Origin of the sequence: Sorangium sp. So ce726 (genome assembly GCF_051521405.1) — a bacterium.
Lineage (GTDB): Bacteria > Myxococcota_A > Polyangia > Polyangiales > Polyangiaceae > Sorangium.
Map to the genome: position 1 here is coordinate 5,055,178 of NZ_CP150349.1, position 13,902 is coordinate 5,069,079.

Genomic DNA, 13,902 nt, shown 5'->3' on the forward strand with positions numbered 1-13,902 from the left:
CCGCAGCATGGAACGCATCTCTTAAGGAACTCTGAAGCGCCGGTCGTGAACGTCACGACGGCGATGTCCGCACGCGCTGCGCAGGAGTCCTTGGCGCGCTAGAACATCGAACTCGTGGATCGAGCGTGAAATGAGCCGCCAAGGCGCCAAGGCCGCCAAGAACAGAACACTATGTTGGCGTCTTTGGCGTTCTTGGCGCGCTTGGCGGTTCGAATTTCTGCTCTTTTCTGGCGGTTTTGATCCGCTTGTCGCTCTAGGATCGTCCGCGTTCCGGACGAGCGCGGGGCGCGAGGAAGGCGATGTCGAAGCGTGTGCTGGTGATCGAGGACGATCAGGACCTCGGCGCGCAGGTCGTCCAGCGCCTGCGGGACGCCGGGTACGAGCCGACGTGGTGGAGAGAGGGCCGCCGCCTTCCGCCGGGCGCGCTGCCGGAGGTCGAGCTCGTCGTGCTGGATCTGATGCTCCCGGGCGCCCACGGGATGGACATGCTCAAGGACCTGCGCGAGCGCTCGGATGTGCCGGTCCTGGTGCTCAGCGCCCGCAACGATACGGCGGACAAGGTCCGCGCGCTGAAGCTCGGCGCGGACGACTACATGACCAAGCCGTTCTGGCCCGAGGAGCTGGTCGAGCGCGTGCGCGCGCGCCTCCGCCGCCCGGCGCTCGAGCGCGGCGATGTCATCGAGGTCGGTCCGCTGCGCATCGATCGCGCGGGGCGCGAGGTCCACGTGCGGGGCGAGCGCGTCGAGCTCACCCGCGTGGAGTTCAGCCTGCTCGCCGCGCTGGCGGAGCGGCCAGGCGCGGCCGCGACGCGACGGTGGCTCGTGGAGCGCGCCCTCGATCCGGAGCGCGACGGCACCGAGCGCACGCTCGATGTCCACGTCTCGCGGCTGCGCAAGAAGCTCGGGCGCGGAACGTTCATCGAGACCGTCTGGGGGATCGGCTACCGGCTGGTCGCCGAGCAGGAAGCGTGAAGCTCCGCCAGCGGCTCGCCGTCACGACCATCGCCGCGGTGCTCCCGGTGATGCTCGCGCTCTCCTGGTACGACGCGGTCCTGCAGCACCGCGCCGCGGAGCGGATCCTCACCGAGTTCGTCCACGCGCGCATGGCCGCGGGGCGCGAGGAATGCGAGGCGGCTCCGGCGTCCTGGGGCGGCGAGACCCCGCGCGGCCCCGGCCCGGGCGCGCGCCCAGGCCGCCCTGGCCCGCCAGGCGGACCTCCACCGCGCCGCGGGCCTCCGCCGGGGGAGCGCCCGGGGGACGAGGGCCCGCCGCCCGCCGAGCGTCCGCCCCCGCCGCCGCCCCCGCCGGATGGGTTCGGGAAGCGACCTCGCGCGCGGCCGGCCGTGCTGTTCGCGTACGACGCGCAGCTCCGCGCGCAAAACCCGGCCGCGCCCGCCATCGATGAGGCGCTCGCAGCGACGATCCAGCAGGACGACGTCGCGGTCCAGCCGTTCGCGTGGGGGAGCGACGAGGTCGAGGTGCTCGTGCGCATGCCCTGGAGCGCGGGGCCCTGCGCGTTCGTCCTGGCGCGCGGGACAACCGACCCGGCGTGGGGATCCATCCTCCCCGCGACCGAGCTCTGGCTCCTCCCCATGGCCGTCGTGCTCGGCGCGGTGCTCCTCGCCGCGGGCCCCGTCGTGCGGCGCATCCGCAAGCTCACCGAGGCCGTGCGGCGCTCGGCCTCCACGAGCTACGGGAGCGCCGTCGAGGTCGACGGCCGCGACGAGATCGGCGAGCTCGCGCGGGCGTTCAACGCAGCGGGCGGTGAGATCCGCGCGCAGCTCAGGGAGAAGGACCGGCGCGAGGAGGCGCTGCGCCACTTCCTCGCCAACACGACGCACGACGTGATGATCCCGCTGACCGTGCTGCAGGGACACCTCGCGACGCTCCGGCAGCGCGCGGCCGAGGGCCAGCCCGTCGACGTGGGCGTGATCGTCTCGGCGATGGACGAGGCGCACTACATGGCGTCGCTCGTGCACAACCTCGCGACCGTGGCGCGCCTCGACGCGGCGGAGGCCGCGCTCCAGCGGAGCGACGTGGACCTCAACGCGCTCGTGCTGCGGGTCATCGGCCGCCACCGCCCGATCGCGCGCCAGGCCGGCGTGGCGATCGAGGGCGCCGTGCCCCCCGAGCCGCTCATCGTCCAGGCGGACGTGACGTTGATCGAGCAGGCGGTGAGCAATGTCGCGTACAACGCCGTCCGCTACAACCGGCCGGGCGGGCATGTTGCCGTCATCCTCGAGCCGACCCCGCCCGATCGCTTCTCGCTGCGGGTGCTCGACGATGGACCGGGCATCGATCCCGGCGCGCTATCGAGGCTCGTGGAGCGGGGGGCGCGCGCGGATCAGGCGCGCACGCGCGCGCCGGACGGGCAGGGGCTCGGGCTGCACATCGCTTACCGCGCGGCGGAGCTCCACGGCTTCCGCCTCAGCTTGCGGCCGTCGGAGCCAGGCGGGCTCGAGGTGGAGCTCGAGGGGGAGCGGTCCGGCCCGCGCGACGCCTGAATGCTCCGCCGCAGGCGAGCAGGGACACCGCCGACGGCGCGAGGCGCCGCCTCGCCCTCGATGGGACGCTGTGATCTCAGGGGATCTCCACCTCGGTAGAGCTGATCTTCTTCGGATCGTTGGGATCGTTGATGTTGTCCCAGCGGCGGTACAGCTCGACGGCAAAAGCCCCCTTGCTCAGGCCCTCGATCGCCATACCGATGTCATAGCGGCAGTCGCACCCGGCCACGGATCCGGGGTCCATGTCCACGGGCTGCACGAGCACATCCACCCTGCTGTCGGCGATCCGGACGAACCCTTCCACCTCCTGATCGCATCGGAACTGCGCGGCGCGGTACTCGAGGTGAACAGCGCCGCGCTCGGGCGTAGCCACGAGCGCCTCCTGCACCGTCTCGTCGTACGCGCCCGCCTTGCACTCGCTCTGGGTGAGGCCCTCGATCGCCTCCGCATCCTCCCAGCCCTCGGGCAAGTCCGCCCCGCCACAGCCGACCACCAGGACCGCCGCGACCATCCACGCCGTGTTGTGCATCTCGTCCCTCCGGTGAGCTCTCACTGCAACGTGTGTGCCTGGTGTGTGCCCCCAACCTCACAGGGCGCATCGGCTGATCTCGGGGGACATCCGTGTCGCGGGTGTGCCATGGGCTCTTTGGTCGCTGTGGGATCGATGAGCGGACCGCCGCGCGACGGAGGTACCCTGCGATGATGCTGGCGACTGGCCACGCGAGGAGCGAGCGGCCCGAGAGGTGTCCACGCCGCTGAGCAAAACCTTTCGGATCGAGGAGGGCGTGATGCGGCGATCGCTGGGACTGATCTTGTGCTTGTCGATGGCGACCGTGGTTGCGGCTTGCGGGGACGACCTGCATGGGGGTGACGGGGGGCCAGGCACGGGTGGCGCCGGAGCGACAAGCTCCTCGGGGCCTGGCGTGAGCTCCTCGGGAGCCGGCCCGGGCTCGGGCGGCTCGACCCCGGAGCCTCCGGTGCACGAAGGCGATGGCCCCGCGGCAGGCAACCCGGAGGGGAGCTGCGCTGTTCCGGCCGAGGCTCAGGCTGTCGACACCTCGTCACCGACGACGGTGATCGGCGACGGGACGCCGGAGAGCTGCACCTCGGAGGCGGTCGTCAGCGCCGTCGCGGCTGGCGGCATCATCACATTCAATTGCGGCCCGGAGCCGATCACCATCACGCTCGAGGAGACGGCGAAGATCTTCAACGATACCGGCCCCGAGATCGTGATCGACGGCGGCGGGCTCGTGACCTTGAGCGGCGGCGGGCAGCGGCGGATCCTCTACATGAACACCTGCGACGAGGCGCAGGTCTGGACGACGCCGAACTGCGACAATCAGGACCACCCGCGCCTGACGGTCCAGAACCTCACGTTCCTCGGGGGCAACTCGACGAACGATGACGACGAGGGCGGCGGAGCCATCTTCGCGCAAGGCGGGCGCCTGAAGGTCGTCAACTCACGCTTCTTCAACAACGTGTGTGATCCGACCGGCCCTGACCTCGGCGGCGCCGGGATCCGGGCGTTCATGCAGTACAACGGCCTTCCGCTCTACGTGGTGAACAGCACCTTCGGCGGCGCCGAAGGCTACGGGAACGAGTGCGCGAACGGCGGCGGGATCAGCAGCATCGGCGTCTCCTGGACGGTCATCAACAGCCTGTTCTCCCACAACCGCGCGCTCGGCGACGGCGGCAACCCCGCGGAGGACGGGACGCCGGGCGGCGGCAGCGGCGGGGCCATCTACAACGACGGCAACACGATGACGCTCACGCTCTGCGGGACCCGGATCGAGCGAAACGAGGTGAACGCGTACGGGAGCGCGATCTTCTTCGTGAGCAACGATCACACCGGAAACATCGTCATCGACCGGTCGGTGATCACCAACAACATCGGCGGGTCGTGGTACCCGACCTATCCGCAGATCTCGAACCACGACGACACGCCGATCATGGTCACGGCGTCGACCATCGAGTGAGCGCGGCCGGTCGCGCCCGGCCCTGGCGCCGCTCTCAGGGGTCGCCCGACGCTCACCCGCGCGGCCGGCGCTGATGCGTTGACCAGCCCGGGCTGCTCTCCCGCCTCCTCCGCGCGGGGAGACCGGCCTCGGCCGGTGGCCGCTCCTGTCGGCAAGCTCGAAGCGCTGGAGCCTCCCTGCGGCCGGGCATTTCTCGCGGTACCACCCCAACGTGGGTCGGGTCGCGGCGTCTGCCCTCGGCCAGCGAGTTGCCCGGGCGACTCGGTCGGGCGCTGCCGCACCTATTCAGCCCACCGCGAACTCCGTAAGCTCGCCAGCGCAGGCCGCAGGCCTGCGCGCAATGTCGGCACCGGTTCGTCTGTTCCTCTCCTCTGCCGCCGCGGACGCCGCGCTGTGTGCGGAGCTCGTGGCCCACCTGAAGCCCCTGGAACGGCAGAGGGTCGTCGAGGTCTGGCACGACGGCCGGGTCCACGCCGGCGGAGAGCCGGCGACCGAGGCGCTGGCGAGGCTCGAGGCGGCGGAGGTCGTGGTGCTGCTGGTGAGCCCTGCGTTCCTGGCCTCGGATCGCCACGTCCACGAAGAGGCGGCGCGAGCGCTGGCCCGGCGCGCTGCGGGCGAGGTCGAGGTCGTGCCGGTGCTCGTCCAGCACTGCACCTGGGAATGGACCGAGTTCGGCAAGCTCATCCCGCTGCCCAGGCAAGCGCCGGTCGGCGCCTTTCCGGACCGGAACCAGGCCTGGACGGAGGTCGCGCGGGGCCTGCGCGCGGTGGCCGAGGGCGTCGTCGGGCGGCGGCCGTCCGCCGGCGGCCGCCGCACGCTGGCAGCGGGGCTGCCGCGCGCCGAGCGGTGCATCGGCCGCGACGCCGTCGTCGAGACCCTCGGCGCGGCGCTCCTGCGCGAGCCGCCCGAGCGCATCTTGCTCCTCGGACCAGCGGGGATCGGCAAGAGCACGGTCAGCCTGGCGGTCCTGCACCAGCCCAAGATCGTGGCCCATTTCGGGGAGCGGCGCTTCTTCGTGCCGCTCGACGCCGCGCCGGACGCGGAGGCGGCTACCGCGGCGCTCGCCGCCGCGGTGCGCGTCGCTTCTGGACCGGATGTCTGGCAGCGAGCGCTGTCGTTTCTCGCCGCGGAGCCGGCAGTGCTGGTGCTGGACAACCTGGAGACCCCCTGGGACGGCGAGGACCAGGCCGGGACCGAAGCGCTGCTCGCGGACCTCGCGGCGCTGCCGGAGCTGGCCCTCGTGGTGTCGGTGCGGGGCGCGGGCCGCCCTGGCCGGGTCGCTTGGACCCCTCCGCTGGAGCTACGGCCGCTCAACGCGGCCGAGGCCGAGGAGATGTTCTGCGCGATCGCGGGCGAGATGCACCGGCGGAAGCCGGGGCTCTCGGCGCTCCTTTCACTGCAGGAGGGCGTTCCACTGGCGATCGCGCTGCTCGCGCACGCGGCCCAGGGCAACGACCTGATCAACCTGCAAGAGGAGTGGGAGGCGCGCCGGACGGCGGTGCTGGAGCGCGACAGCGGAGCGCGCAACCGGCTCCGGAGCTGGAAGGCCTCGCTGGAGCTATCGCTTGGGTCTCCAAGGATGACGGCTGGGGCGCGCCGCCTGCTGTCGGTCCTGGCGTTGCTCCCGGACGGGATCGCGCAGCGGGATCTCGCGGCGCTGCAGCCAGGCGCGGGACCGGCAGCGGCGCGCGCGCTAGCGCAGGTGGGTCTGGCCTATTTCGAGGGCGGCCGGCTGAAGATGCTCTCGCCCGTGCGCGAGTACGTGAAGGCGGTACATCAACCGTCCGTAGAGGATCACGGGCGAGCGATGGAGCACTATGGCGAGCTGGCGCGCACGCTCGGTCCGGTGCCAGGGAGAACCAGCGGCGCGGAGGCCGCGGTGCGGCTCGCGGCGGAGACGGCGAACGTGGACGCGATGATCCGGTGCGGGCTCGAGGAGGCCGGCACGGAACGATGGATGGATGCGGCGGTAGCATTGACCCGCTTCGCGCGTTTCTCCGGGAACACGGTGCCGTTGTCCCTCGGGCGAGCGCTCGAGGTGGCGCGGCGCGCCGGCGACAGGCGGCGAGAGGCGACATGCATCGAGAGCCTCGGGGACATCGCTCGGGCGCGCTCGCAGCACGAGGATGCGAGGGCGCGCTACGACCAGGCGCTGCCGCTCTACCGGCAGGTGGGGTATGTGCTCGGCGAGGCCAACTGCATCAAGAGCCTCGGGGACATCGCTCGGGCGCGCTCGCAGCACGAGGATGCGAGGGCGCGCTACGACCAGGCGCTGCCGCTGTACCGGCAGGTGGGGCATGCGCTCGGCGAGGCCAACTGCATCCGGAGCCTCGGAGACATCGCGCGGGCGCGCTCTCAGCACGAGGAGGCGAGGGTGTGCTACGACCAGGCGCTGCCGCTCTACCGCCAGGTGGGGCATGTGCTCGGCGAGGCCAACTGCTTCCAGAGCCTCGGAGACATCGCGCGGGCGCGCTCTCAGCACGAGGATGCGAGGGCGTACTACGATCAGGCGCTGCCGCTCTACCGCCAAGCCGGCAATCTGCTCGACGTGCTCGGCGAGGCCAACTGCATCCGGAGCCTCGGGGACATCGCGCTGGCGCGCTCGCAGCACGAGGATGCGAGCGCGCGCTACGACCAGGCGCTGCCGCTCTATCAGAAGGTGGGCGATATGCTCGGCGAGGCCAACTGCATCCAGGGCCTCGGGGATATCGCGCTGGCGCGCTCGCAGCACGACGAGGCGAGGGCGCGCTACGATCAGGCGCTGCCGCTCTATCAGCAGGTGGGCGATGTGCTCGGCGAGGCCAACTGCATCAAGCGTCTCGGCGACATCGCGCTGGCGCGCTTGCAGCACGACGAGGCGAGGGCGCGCTACGATCAGGCGCTGCCGCTTTACCAGCAGGTGGGCGCCGTGCTGAGCAAGGCCAACTGCATCAAGCGTCTCGGCGACATCGCGCTGGCGCGCTTGCAGCACGACGAGGCGAGGGCGCGCTACGACGAGGCCCTGCCGCTCTACCGGCACGTGGGGAATGTGCTCGGCGAGGCGAACTGCATCCAGGGCCTCGGGGATATCGCGCTGGCGCGCTCGCAACACGAGGAGGCGAGGGCGCGCTACGACCAGGCGCTGCCGCTCTATCAGCAGGTGGGAAACGTGCGCGGCGAGGCGAACTGCATCATGAGCCTTGGCGCCATCGCCTTCGTTCGCAACGATGCCAACGCTGCCCGCGCTCATTACGAGCAGTCGCTCGCCCTCTACCAGCGTATCCAGGATCCCTACTCGATCGGGTGGATCCACGGTCAGCTTGCCCTCATCGCGGCGTCCGACAGCGCCGGTCAGCATCGGGATGTCGAAGCGGCGCGTAGCGGGTCCAGCAGCCTCGCACCGCTCGACTTTGACGTGGATGCAGACCGAACCTTGCCTGGTGATCTCTGATGAGCACCCGCGCGCGTCTGCGCGTGATCAGCTGCCCCTCGGGCGATCCGGTGGGCGGTTGCCACGTCTGCGCCGCACAATGAAAAACTGCCGTTGTTGCTGCGGCCTGACCCGGGTTGGCCCTGCGGGGCGCCTCACCCCCGCGTCGCCTCAACCTGTGTCGGGCCGCCTGCGCGTCGGCGATGCGCGACGAGCGCCGCGACACACAGGAGGCCGAGGATGAGCTCCACGGCGGTCGCCAGCACGAGCTCCTGCGCCGGCATCCCGTCCACAGCCATGCTGAGCAGGCGGGAGAGGCCGTAGGAGAGGTACATCACCGCGCCGAGCACGCTCGCGGTGAACGCCAGTCGTGAGACGAACGCACCGAGCAAGATCACCGCGCCGGCGCCCAGGAGCGAGCCCCCTACGGCCCGTGTCTCGCTGAGCAGGCTGCTGCTCTCGCCGAGCGAGATCCCGCTGCTCGCATGGAAGGCGACGGGCGCGACGAGCGACGCGCCGCCGATCCCGAAGAGCACCAGGCCGGAGACGAACAGCGTCGCCGTCGCGAGCCGCGGGGCGTCCAGGTTCGCTGCTCCCTTCGCGATGGGAATCGTCGCGACGCCGGGCGCGATTGCCCCCCGGGCCGCTCCGCCGGGGAGACTCATCGCTGCCACGCTCCGGACGCTGCCGCGGCGCGGCAGAAGTCGCCGAAGTCGCGGGGCTGCCGGCCCAGGGCATCGTGCACGCCGCTCCCGAGCGACGCGTTGCGGCCGTCGAAGACCTCGTCGCAGAGATTCGTGAGGAGATCGGCGCCGTCAGGCCCGATGGTCTCGGTGAGGGCGGCACGAAAGGCGTCTGACGAGATGGCGACATAGTCGACCTGCCGACCCGCGGCGGCCGAGATCTCCGCCGCGGCCTCTCCGAACGTCAGGAGGCGCGGTCCGGTGAGCTCGTAGAGCCGGCCAGCGTGGCGGCCGTCGGTGAGCGCAGCCACCGCGACGTCTGCGATGTCGTCGACGTCGATGAACGGTTCTTGGACATCGCCTGCCGGCAGGGCGATCACGCCCTGATGGACCGGCTCGAGCAGGTGGCCCTCGGTGAAGTTCTGGGAGAACCAGCTCGCGCGGAGGATCGTGAAGCTCACGCCCGAAGCCCGCACGATGTTCTCGCATCTCTCCGCGTTGGTCTCACCCCGACCCGAGAGGAGCACCAGCCTCGTGACGCCCGCGTCGACCGCGGTCGACATCAACGCCTCGATCGTCGCCGGGGCGCCGGGCGCCGCCAGATCCGGGCAGTACGAGATGTACACGGCGCTGACGCCCTCGAGCGCCTTCCGCCATGTCGACGGGTCTTCCCAGACGAACGGCGGGTTCGAGCGTCGCGAGACGCCTCTGACGGGATAGCCGCGCTCCGCGAGCAGGTTGACGACCCGCCGACCGGTCTTGCCGGTCGAGCCGATGACGAGGAGGGTGCCTGGACGATTGGACATGATGCTCCTTGCTGTGTGGTGCCTCATCCAACGTGCGGCGCCATGGAGGGACGAGCAATCATCGGAAGTCCGACACTATTTGCCGTTCGTCCAGGAGTGATGGACGTCTGGTCGAGGCTCGGGCACGCTGTCGCGCGTGTCGAGCGCTCGCAGCGTTGTTCCTGCCCCGGACCCGCTCGGAGAGTCGCTGCACCTGCTGCGGCTGACGGGCACCCTCTACTGTCGCGCCGAGCTCTCCGCGCCGTGGGGCATCGACGTGCCCTCGCTGGAAGGGTTGATGACGCTCCAGGTGATCACCGCGGGGCACTGCTGGCTCGAGGTCGACGGGGCGCCGCCGATGCGCCTCCAGCAGGGAAGCCTCACGCTGATCCCGCATGGTACGCCGCACCGCTTTCGCAGCAGCGCCCGCGCGCGCACCGCGCCGCTGTTCGAGATCCCTGTCGAGCAGGTCAGCGATCGATACGAGATCATGCGCTACGGCGGAGGCGGCGAGGTCACGCACGTCACGTACGCCGCGATGCGCTTCGATCACGTCGTCGCCCGGCGCCTCGTCGCGCAGCTCCCCCGGGTCTTGCACATCGACACGTGGGACGACGAGGATACCGGCTGGATCCACAGCACGCTGCGCCTCATCTCTCGTGAGGCGCTCACCCTCCGCCCGGGCGGGGAGACGATCATGACCCGGCTCGCCGACGTCCTCGTCGTCCAGGCGATCCGGTCATGGCTCGGCTCGTCGCCCGAAGCGGGCCGCGGCTGGCTCGCCGCCATGCGGGACGAGCACGTTGGGCGCGCGCTGTCCGCGATGCACCGCTCGCCGGAGCGCCCGTGGAGCCTCGTGTCGCTCGCCCGCGAGGCGCGCATGTCCCGCTCGGCGTTCGCGGCGCGGTTCACCGAGCTGGTCGGCGAGCCCGCGATGCATTACCTGGCCGAGTCGCGGATGCAGCTCGCCCGCGCGCACCTCCAGCAGACGTCGGAGCCCCTCTCGGACATCGCGCGGCGCGTCGGCTACGGGTCCGAGGCGGCGTTCTGCAGGGCGTTCAAACGGGCGTTCGGCGTGCCGCCGGGCAGCGTGCGCCGCGGCGCTCCGGCGACGGAGCACGCGCCGAGGGCGGGCGCCCGGCCGTGACCGATCTGGTCACACTCTGCTGCCGCCGCGCGATGGAGGGGGATGCCGAACCGCCGCTCGTCCCCCGGACCGCATCACCTGCTCGCGCTCGCGCTGGCCGCGGCGCTGACCGCGCCGGCTGCCCCCGCGCGCGCCGAGACCTGCGCCGCCACCGAGAGCCAGGCGCTCCCGGACGCGCTGCCGATGCGCGACTTCGCCGTCCGCCTCGGCGAGCGCATCGACGCGTGCGCCGCCGACGCGCGGCGCCCCGACGCCGAGCGCTTCTGCGCGGAGCACGGGCTCGAATGCGGCGCCGGGCGGGTCCGCGACTACGTGCGCGTCCGGACGCTCTTCGAGATGACGCGTGACGGCGGTCCGTTCCGGCTCCGCTGGAGCATCACCGATCGCAACCCGACCGCATGGCACATCTGGGCCGCGTGGAGGCAGAGCCCTCCGCTCGCGTCGTCGGCCGGGCCCTCGGCGACGGCGGAGTGCGACGAGCTCTCGGCGCTCTTCGCCGGGCTCGCGCGCCGGCTCGACGTCCGCGGGGTCGGCCTCTTCTGGCCGACGTGGAACCACACGATCGCCGCGTGGGACGTGGCCCCGTCCGTCCGCGTGCTGGTCCCGACGTCGCAGATCTTCCTCTCGTGCGACGCGACGTTCGACCGGACCACGTTCCTGCCGTCGAAGCAGCGTGTCGTCTACGAGCTCCGCCTGACCGACGCGCTCGACAGCGTGCCCGTGCCGCGGCCCCTGGCGACGTTCCTTCTCGATCAGGTGGCGCACTACGCGGGCGCGTCGCTCGACGTGCTCGCGATGATCCGGACGCACCGGGCGCTGCGCTACGGATCGAGCGTGCCGGCGTCCTGTGCTGAGGGCGCCGCCGCGGCGGCGAAGGCGCTCGGCGCGCGGCCGCTCTCGCCGGCAGACCGCCGGGCGCTCGCGCGCTACGGAGCGACGGAGCTAGGGCTCGCCGCGCCGTCGGCCGAGGCGACGCTTGCAGCGCTCAGTCCTCGCCCTGGACGCGGTGGATGATGTACCTCGCGGCGAGCTTCCCGAGCTGGCTCGCCGCGGTCCGCGCGCGCCCGCCGCTCGATGGGTTGGTCAACGAGGCGGGCACCGCGGTGTCGATCAAGAACTCGTCGAACACGCCCCCGGCCGGATCGGTGAGCTGCACCATCGCCTTGAGGCGCGTGTTCTTGTTGAGCACGACCGCGAAGATGCCGGGCTCGTAGAAGGTCACGTTCGCGCGGAGGAAGAACGGCGCGTCGGCTGCGCTCCTCGCCCTGACGATGGCGACGCCCTCCGACGCCGCCGTCGCGATCAGCGCCTCCGTGAACTCCTCGTTCATCGCCGCCTTGTCCTCCTGCCAGCTCTGCTGCTGCTCGGCGTCCTTCTCCGCCATCCAGTCGGCCTCGGAGCCGTCGCCGACCTGCAGGCCGTAGAACACGATCGGGACGACCCCGAAGCGCCCCTGGCCGTAAAACGGGTTCGGCACGGCTTCACGCATGGTCTTCCAGGGGTGCCCGCACGCGGCGAGCAGGGGAGCCAGGCAGAGCATCAGGATCCAGAGCGCATGGCGACGGTGCACGGAGGGTCTCCTTGGCAAGCGGTCAGCAGTCAGCGTTGGTAGCGCGGTGCGGCGCGTCGGCGCTCAACCGCCGAGGATCGACGAGAGCCCGAGATAGCAGGCCCAGGCCACCACGGCGCTCACCGGGATGGTGAGCACCCACGCCCAGAGGATGCGCGTGGTCACGCCCCAGCGCACCGCGCTCACCCGCTGGCTCGCGCCCGCGCCCATGATGCAGCCGGTGATCACGTGTGTGGTCGACACCGGCATCCCCAGGAACGATGAGGTCAAGATGGTCGCCGCCGCGCTGGTCTCGGCAGCGAAGCCATGAATCGGCTTGAGGTCGATGATCTTGGTGCCCATGGTCTTGATGATCCGCACCCCGCCCGCCGCCGTGCCAAGGGCCATGGCCGTCGCGCAGGCGAAGACCACCCAGAGCGGCACCCGGAAGTCGCCGTGGCCCGCAGGGATCGCGCCGTACGCGAGCAGCGCCATGGTGATGATGCCCATCGTCTTCTGGGCGTCGTTGCTCCCGTGCGAGAGCGCCATGAAGCCCGCGGAGAGCATCTGCAGGATCCGGAAGCGCCGATTGACCACCGCCGGCCGGGTGCGCCGGACGATCCAGAAGATGGCGATCATCCCGAGGAAGGAGATCGCGAAGCCCACGAGCGGGCTGATGATCAGGCTCTTGACCACCTTCAAGAGCCCCGCCCCCTGCACGGCCGCGGTGCCCGCCCGCCCGGCGCCTGCGCCCACGAGCCCGCCCACGAGGGCGTGAGACGACGACGACGGGATACCGAAATACCAGGTGAAGAGGTTCCAGAAGATCGCGCCCACGAGGGCGCTGAGCACCACCACCTGGGTCACCGCCGAAGGGACGATGAGCCCTTTCCCGATGGTGCTCGCCACCGCTGTGCCGGTGAGCGCGCCCCCGAAATTGAACAGCGCCGCGAGCAGCACGGCGGTGCGGATGGGGAGGACACCGGTGCTCACCACCGTGGCGATGGCGTTGGCCGTGTCGTGGAAGCCGTTGATGTAATCGAAGATGAGCGCGACCACGATCACGAGGGTCAGCGTGACGAGGAGAGTGTTCATGGCGCGTCCCTCAGGCGTTCTTGATCACCAGCGCTTCCAGCGCGTTGGCGACGTCATCGCAGGCGTCGAGCGTGTTCTCGAGCCCCTCGAGGAACTCCTTGTGTTTGATGAGGTGGATAGCGTCCTTCTCGGTGTTGAAGAGCTCGACGATCGCCGAGCGGAATATCTGATCGCCGTCGTGCTCCAGCTTGGCGATGGCCTTGCAATGTCGGTTGATCTCCGCCACCCGCTTCATCCCCCGGAGCAGCTTGACGGCGCTGTGAATCTCGGTGCACCCCTCCAGGATCTTGGCGGCGAGCTCCTGGCTCACCGGCGGGAGATCCTCCATGGCGTGGACCACGACCCGCATCATCGTGGAGTGGACGCGATCGGAGACGTTCTCGAGGTCGGTCGCCAGGGCGTAGATGTCGGAGCGATCAAGCGGTGTGACAAACGTCTTGTTGAGAGCGTCGTAGACGTCGCGGATCACCGCGTCGGCGGCGTGCTCGATGTCGGTGATGCGCGAGACCAGGGCTTGCCTCTCGCTGGCGCTCCGGGCGCTGCAGCACTCCGAGAGGACGTTGGCGCTCTGCAGCGCGCAGTCGGCCCCTCGCTCGAGCAAGTCGAAGAAGTGCTCTTCACGAGGTAAAAGCGATTTGATGACCCGATCGAGCCACATCATGTACCTTTCTGGGCGGGCGGGCGCATCCTAGCACGAGCACGGGACGCTCGATGGGGGGCGCTTCGCGCCGGGCAGCCGCCATCGCGGCTGCGTA

General features: G+C 70.8%; 12 protein-coding genes. 6 read left to right on the forward strand and 6 right to left on the reverse strand.

Annotated features, from left to right (window positions below; all coding sequences use genetic code 11):
* Positions 1-299 precede the first annotated feature (299 nt).
* A complete protein-coding gene (locus WME79_RS18765) occupies positions 300-971 on the forward strand; it encodes a response regulator transcription factor (protein WP_437537636.1) in 672 nt (223 codons plus the stop codon).
* Positions 968-2,503, forward strand: a complete 1,536-nt coding sequence (locus tag WME79_RS18770; RefSeq protein ID WP_437537639.1) for a sensor histidine kinase — start codon at positions 968-970, stop codon at positions 2,501-2,503. Before WME79_RS18765 ends, WME79_RS18770 begins: the two co-directional genes overlap by 4 nt.
* Positions 2,504-2,579: 76 nt before the next feature.
* Here the strand turns inward: WME79_RS18770 and WME79_RS18775 are convergent, their stop codons facing one another.
* Positions 2,580-3,032, reverse strand: coding sequence for a hypothetical protein (locus WME79_RS18775; RefSeq protein ID WP_437537642.1), 453 nt, complete (start codon positions 3,030-3,032; stop codon positions 2,580-2,582).
* Between the two features lie 259 nt (positions 3,033-3,291).
* On the opposite strand from WME79_RS18775, the gene WME79_RS18780 reads away from it, so the two are divergent.
* Together WME79_RS18780 and WME79_RS18785 are read left to right on the forward strand one after the other, a co-directional pair.
* Positions 3,292-4,479 carry a hypothetical protein gene (locus WME79_RS18780; RefSeq protein WP_437537645.1) on the forward strand — a complete coding sequence of 396 codons (1,188 nt, stop codon included), beginning with the start codon at positions 3,292-3,294 and terminating at the stop codon, positions 4,477-4,479.
* Positions 4,480-4,819: 340 nt separating this feature from the next.
* Positions 4,820-7,909 carry a tetratricopeptide repeat protein gene (locus WME79_RS18785; RefSeq protein ID WP_437537647.1) on the forward strand — a complete coding sequence of 1,030 codons (3,090 nt, stop codon included), beginning with the start codon at positions 4,820-4,822 and terminating at the stop codon, positions 7,907-7,909.
* Positions 7,910-8,043: 134 nt separating this feature from the next.
* Here the strand turns inward: WME79_RS18785 and WME79_RS18790 are convergent, their stop codons facing one another.
* On the reverse strand, positions 8,044-8,553 hold the full coding sequence (locus WME79_RS18790) for a DUF4345 domain-containing protein (RefSeq protein ID WP_437537650.1): 510 nt from the start codon (positions 8,551-8,553) through the stop codon (positions 8,044-8,046).
* Positions 8,550-9,377, reverse strand: a complete 828-nt coding sequence (locus WME79_RS18795; RefSeq protein ID WP_437537653.1) for an SDR family oxidoreductase — start codon at positions 9,375-9,377, stop codon at positions 8,550-8,552. The genes WME79_RS18790 and WME79_RS18795 overlap by 4 nt, the downstream gene beginning before the upstream one ends.
* Positions 9,378-9,504: 127 nt before the next feature.
* On the opposite strand from WME79_RS18795, the gene WME79_RS18800 reads away from it, so the two are divergent.
* On the forward strand, positions 9,505-10,503 hold the full coding sequence (locus WME79_RS18800) for a cupin domain-containing protein (protein WP_437539877.1): 999 nt from the start codon (positions 9,505-9,507) through the stop codon (positions 10,501-10,503).
* Between the two features lie 42 nt (positions 10,504-10,545).
* Positions 10,546-11,517 carry a hypothetical protein gene (locus WME79_RS18805; RefSeq protein WP_437537657.1) on the forward strand — a complete coding sequence of 324 codons (972 nt, stop codon included), beginning with the start codon at positions 10,546-10,548 and terminating at the stop codon, positions 11,515-11,517.
* Here WME79_RS18805 and WME79_RS18810 read toward each other — a convergent pair.
* From WME79_RS18810 to WME79_RS18820, 3 genes are all read right to left on the reverse strand, one after another.
* Positions 11,489-12,073, reverse strand: a complete 585-nt coding sequence (locus WME79_RS18810; RefSeq protein WP_437537659.1) for a hypothetical protein — start codon at positions 12,071-12,073, stop codon at positions 11,489-11,491. The two genes, WME79_RS18805 and WME79_RS18810, sit on opposite strands and share 29 nt — an antisense overlap.
* A gap of 63 nt (positions 12,074-12,136) precedes the next feature.
* Entirely contained in the window at positions 12,137-13,147 is a 1,011-nt protein-coding gene (locus WME79_RS18815; protein WP_437537662.1) for an anion permease, read from the reverse strand.
* 10 nt (positions 13,148-13,157) lie between these two features.
* On the reverse strand, positions 13,158-13,808 hold the full coding sequence (locus WME79_RS18820; RefSeq protein ID WP_437537665.1) for a DUF47 domain-containing protein: 651 nt from the start codon (positions 13,806-13,808) through the stop codon (positions 13,158-13,160).
* Positions 13,809-13,902: the final 94 nt, after the last annotated feature.

What these genes read in the sequence shown, in the direction of transcription:
- WME79_RS18765 (WP_437537636.1), top strand. Translation starts at nt 300, where the DNA reads ATGTCGAAGCGTGTGCTGGTGATCGAGGACGATCAGGACCTCGGCGCG.
- WME79_RS18775 (WP_437537642.1), bottom strand. Translation starts at nt 3,032, where the DNA reads ATGCACAACACGGCGTGGATGGTCGCGGCGGTCCTGGTGGTCGGCTGT.
- WME79_RS18780 (WP_437537645.1), top strand. Translation starts at nt 3,292, where the DNA reads ATGCGGCGATCGCTGGGACTGATCTTGTGCTTGTCGATGGCGACCGTG.
- WME79_RS18785 (WP_437537647.1), top strand. Translation starts at nt 4,820, where the DNA reads ATGTCGGCACCGGTTCGTCTGTTCCTCTCCTCTGCCGCCGCGGACGCC.
- WME79_RS18790 (WP_437537650.1), bottom strand. Translation starts at nt 8,553, where the DNA reads ATGAGTCTCCCCGGCGGAGCGGCCCGGGGGGCAATCGCGCCCGGCGTC.
- WME79_RS18795 (WP_437537653.1), bottom strand. Translation starts at nt 9,377, where the DNA reads ATGTCCAATCGTCCAGGCACCCTCCTCGTCATCGGCTCGACCGGCAAG.
- WME79_RS18805 (WP_437537657.1), top strand. Translation starts at nt 10,546, where the DNA reads ATGCCGAACCGCCGCTCGTCCCCCGGACCGCATCACCTGCTCGCGCTC.
- WME79_RS18815 (WP_437537662.1), bottom strand. Translation starts at nt 13,147, where the DNA reads ATGAACACTCTCCTCGTCACGCTGACCCTCGTGATCGTGGTCGCGCTC.
- WME79_RS18820 (WP_437537665.1), bottom strand. Translation starts at nt 13,808, where the DNA reads ATGATGTGGCTCGATCGGGTCATCAAATCGCTTTTACCTCGTGAAGAG.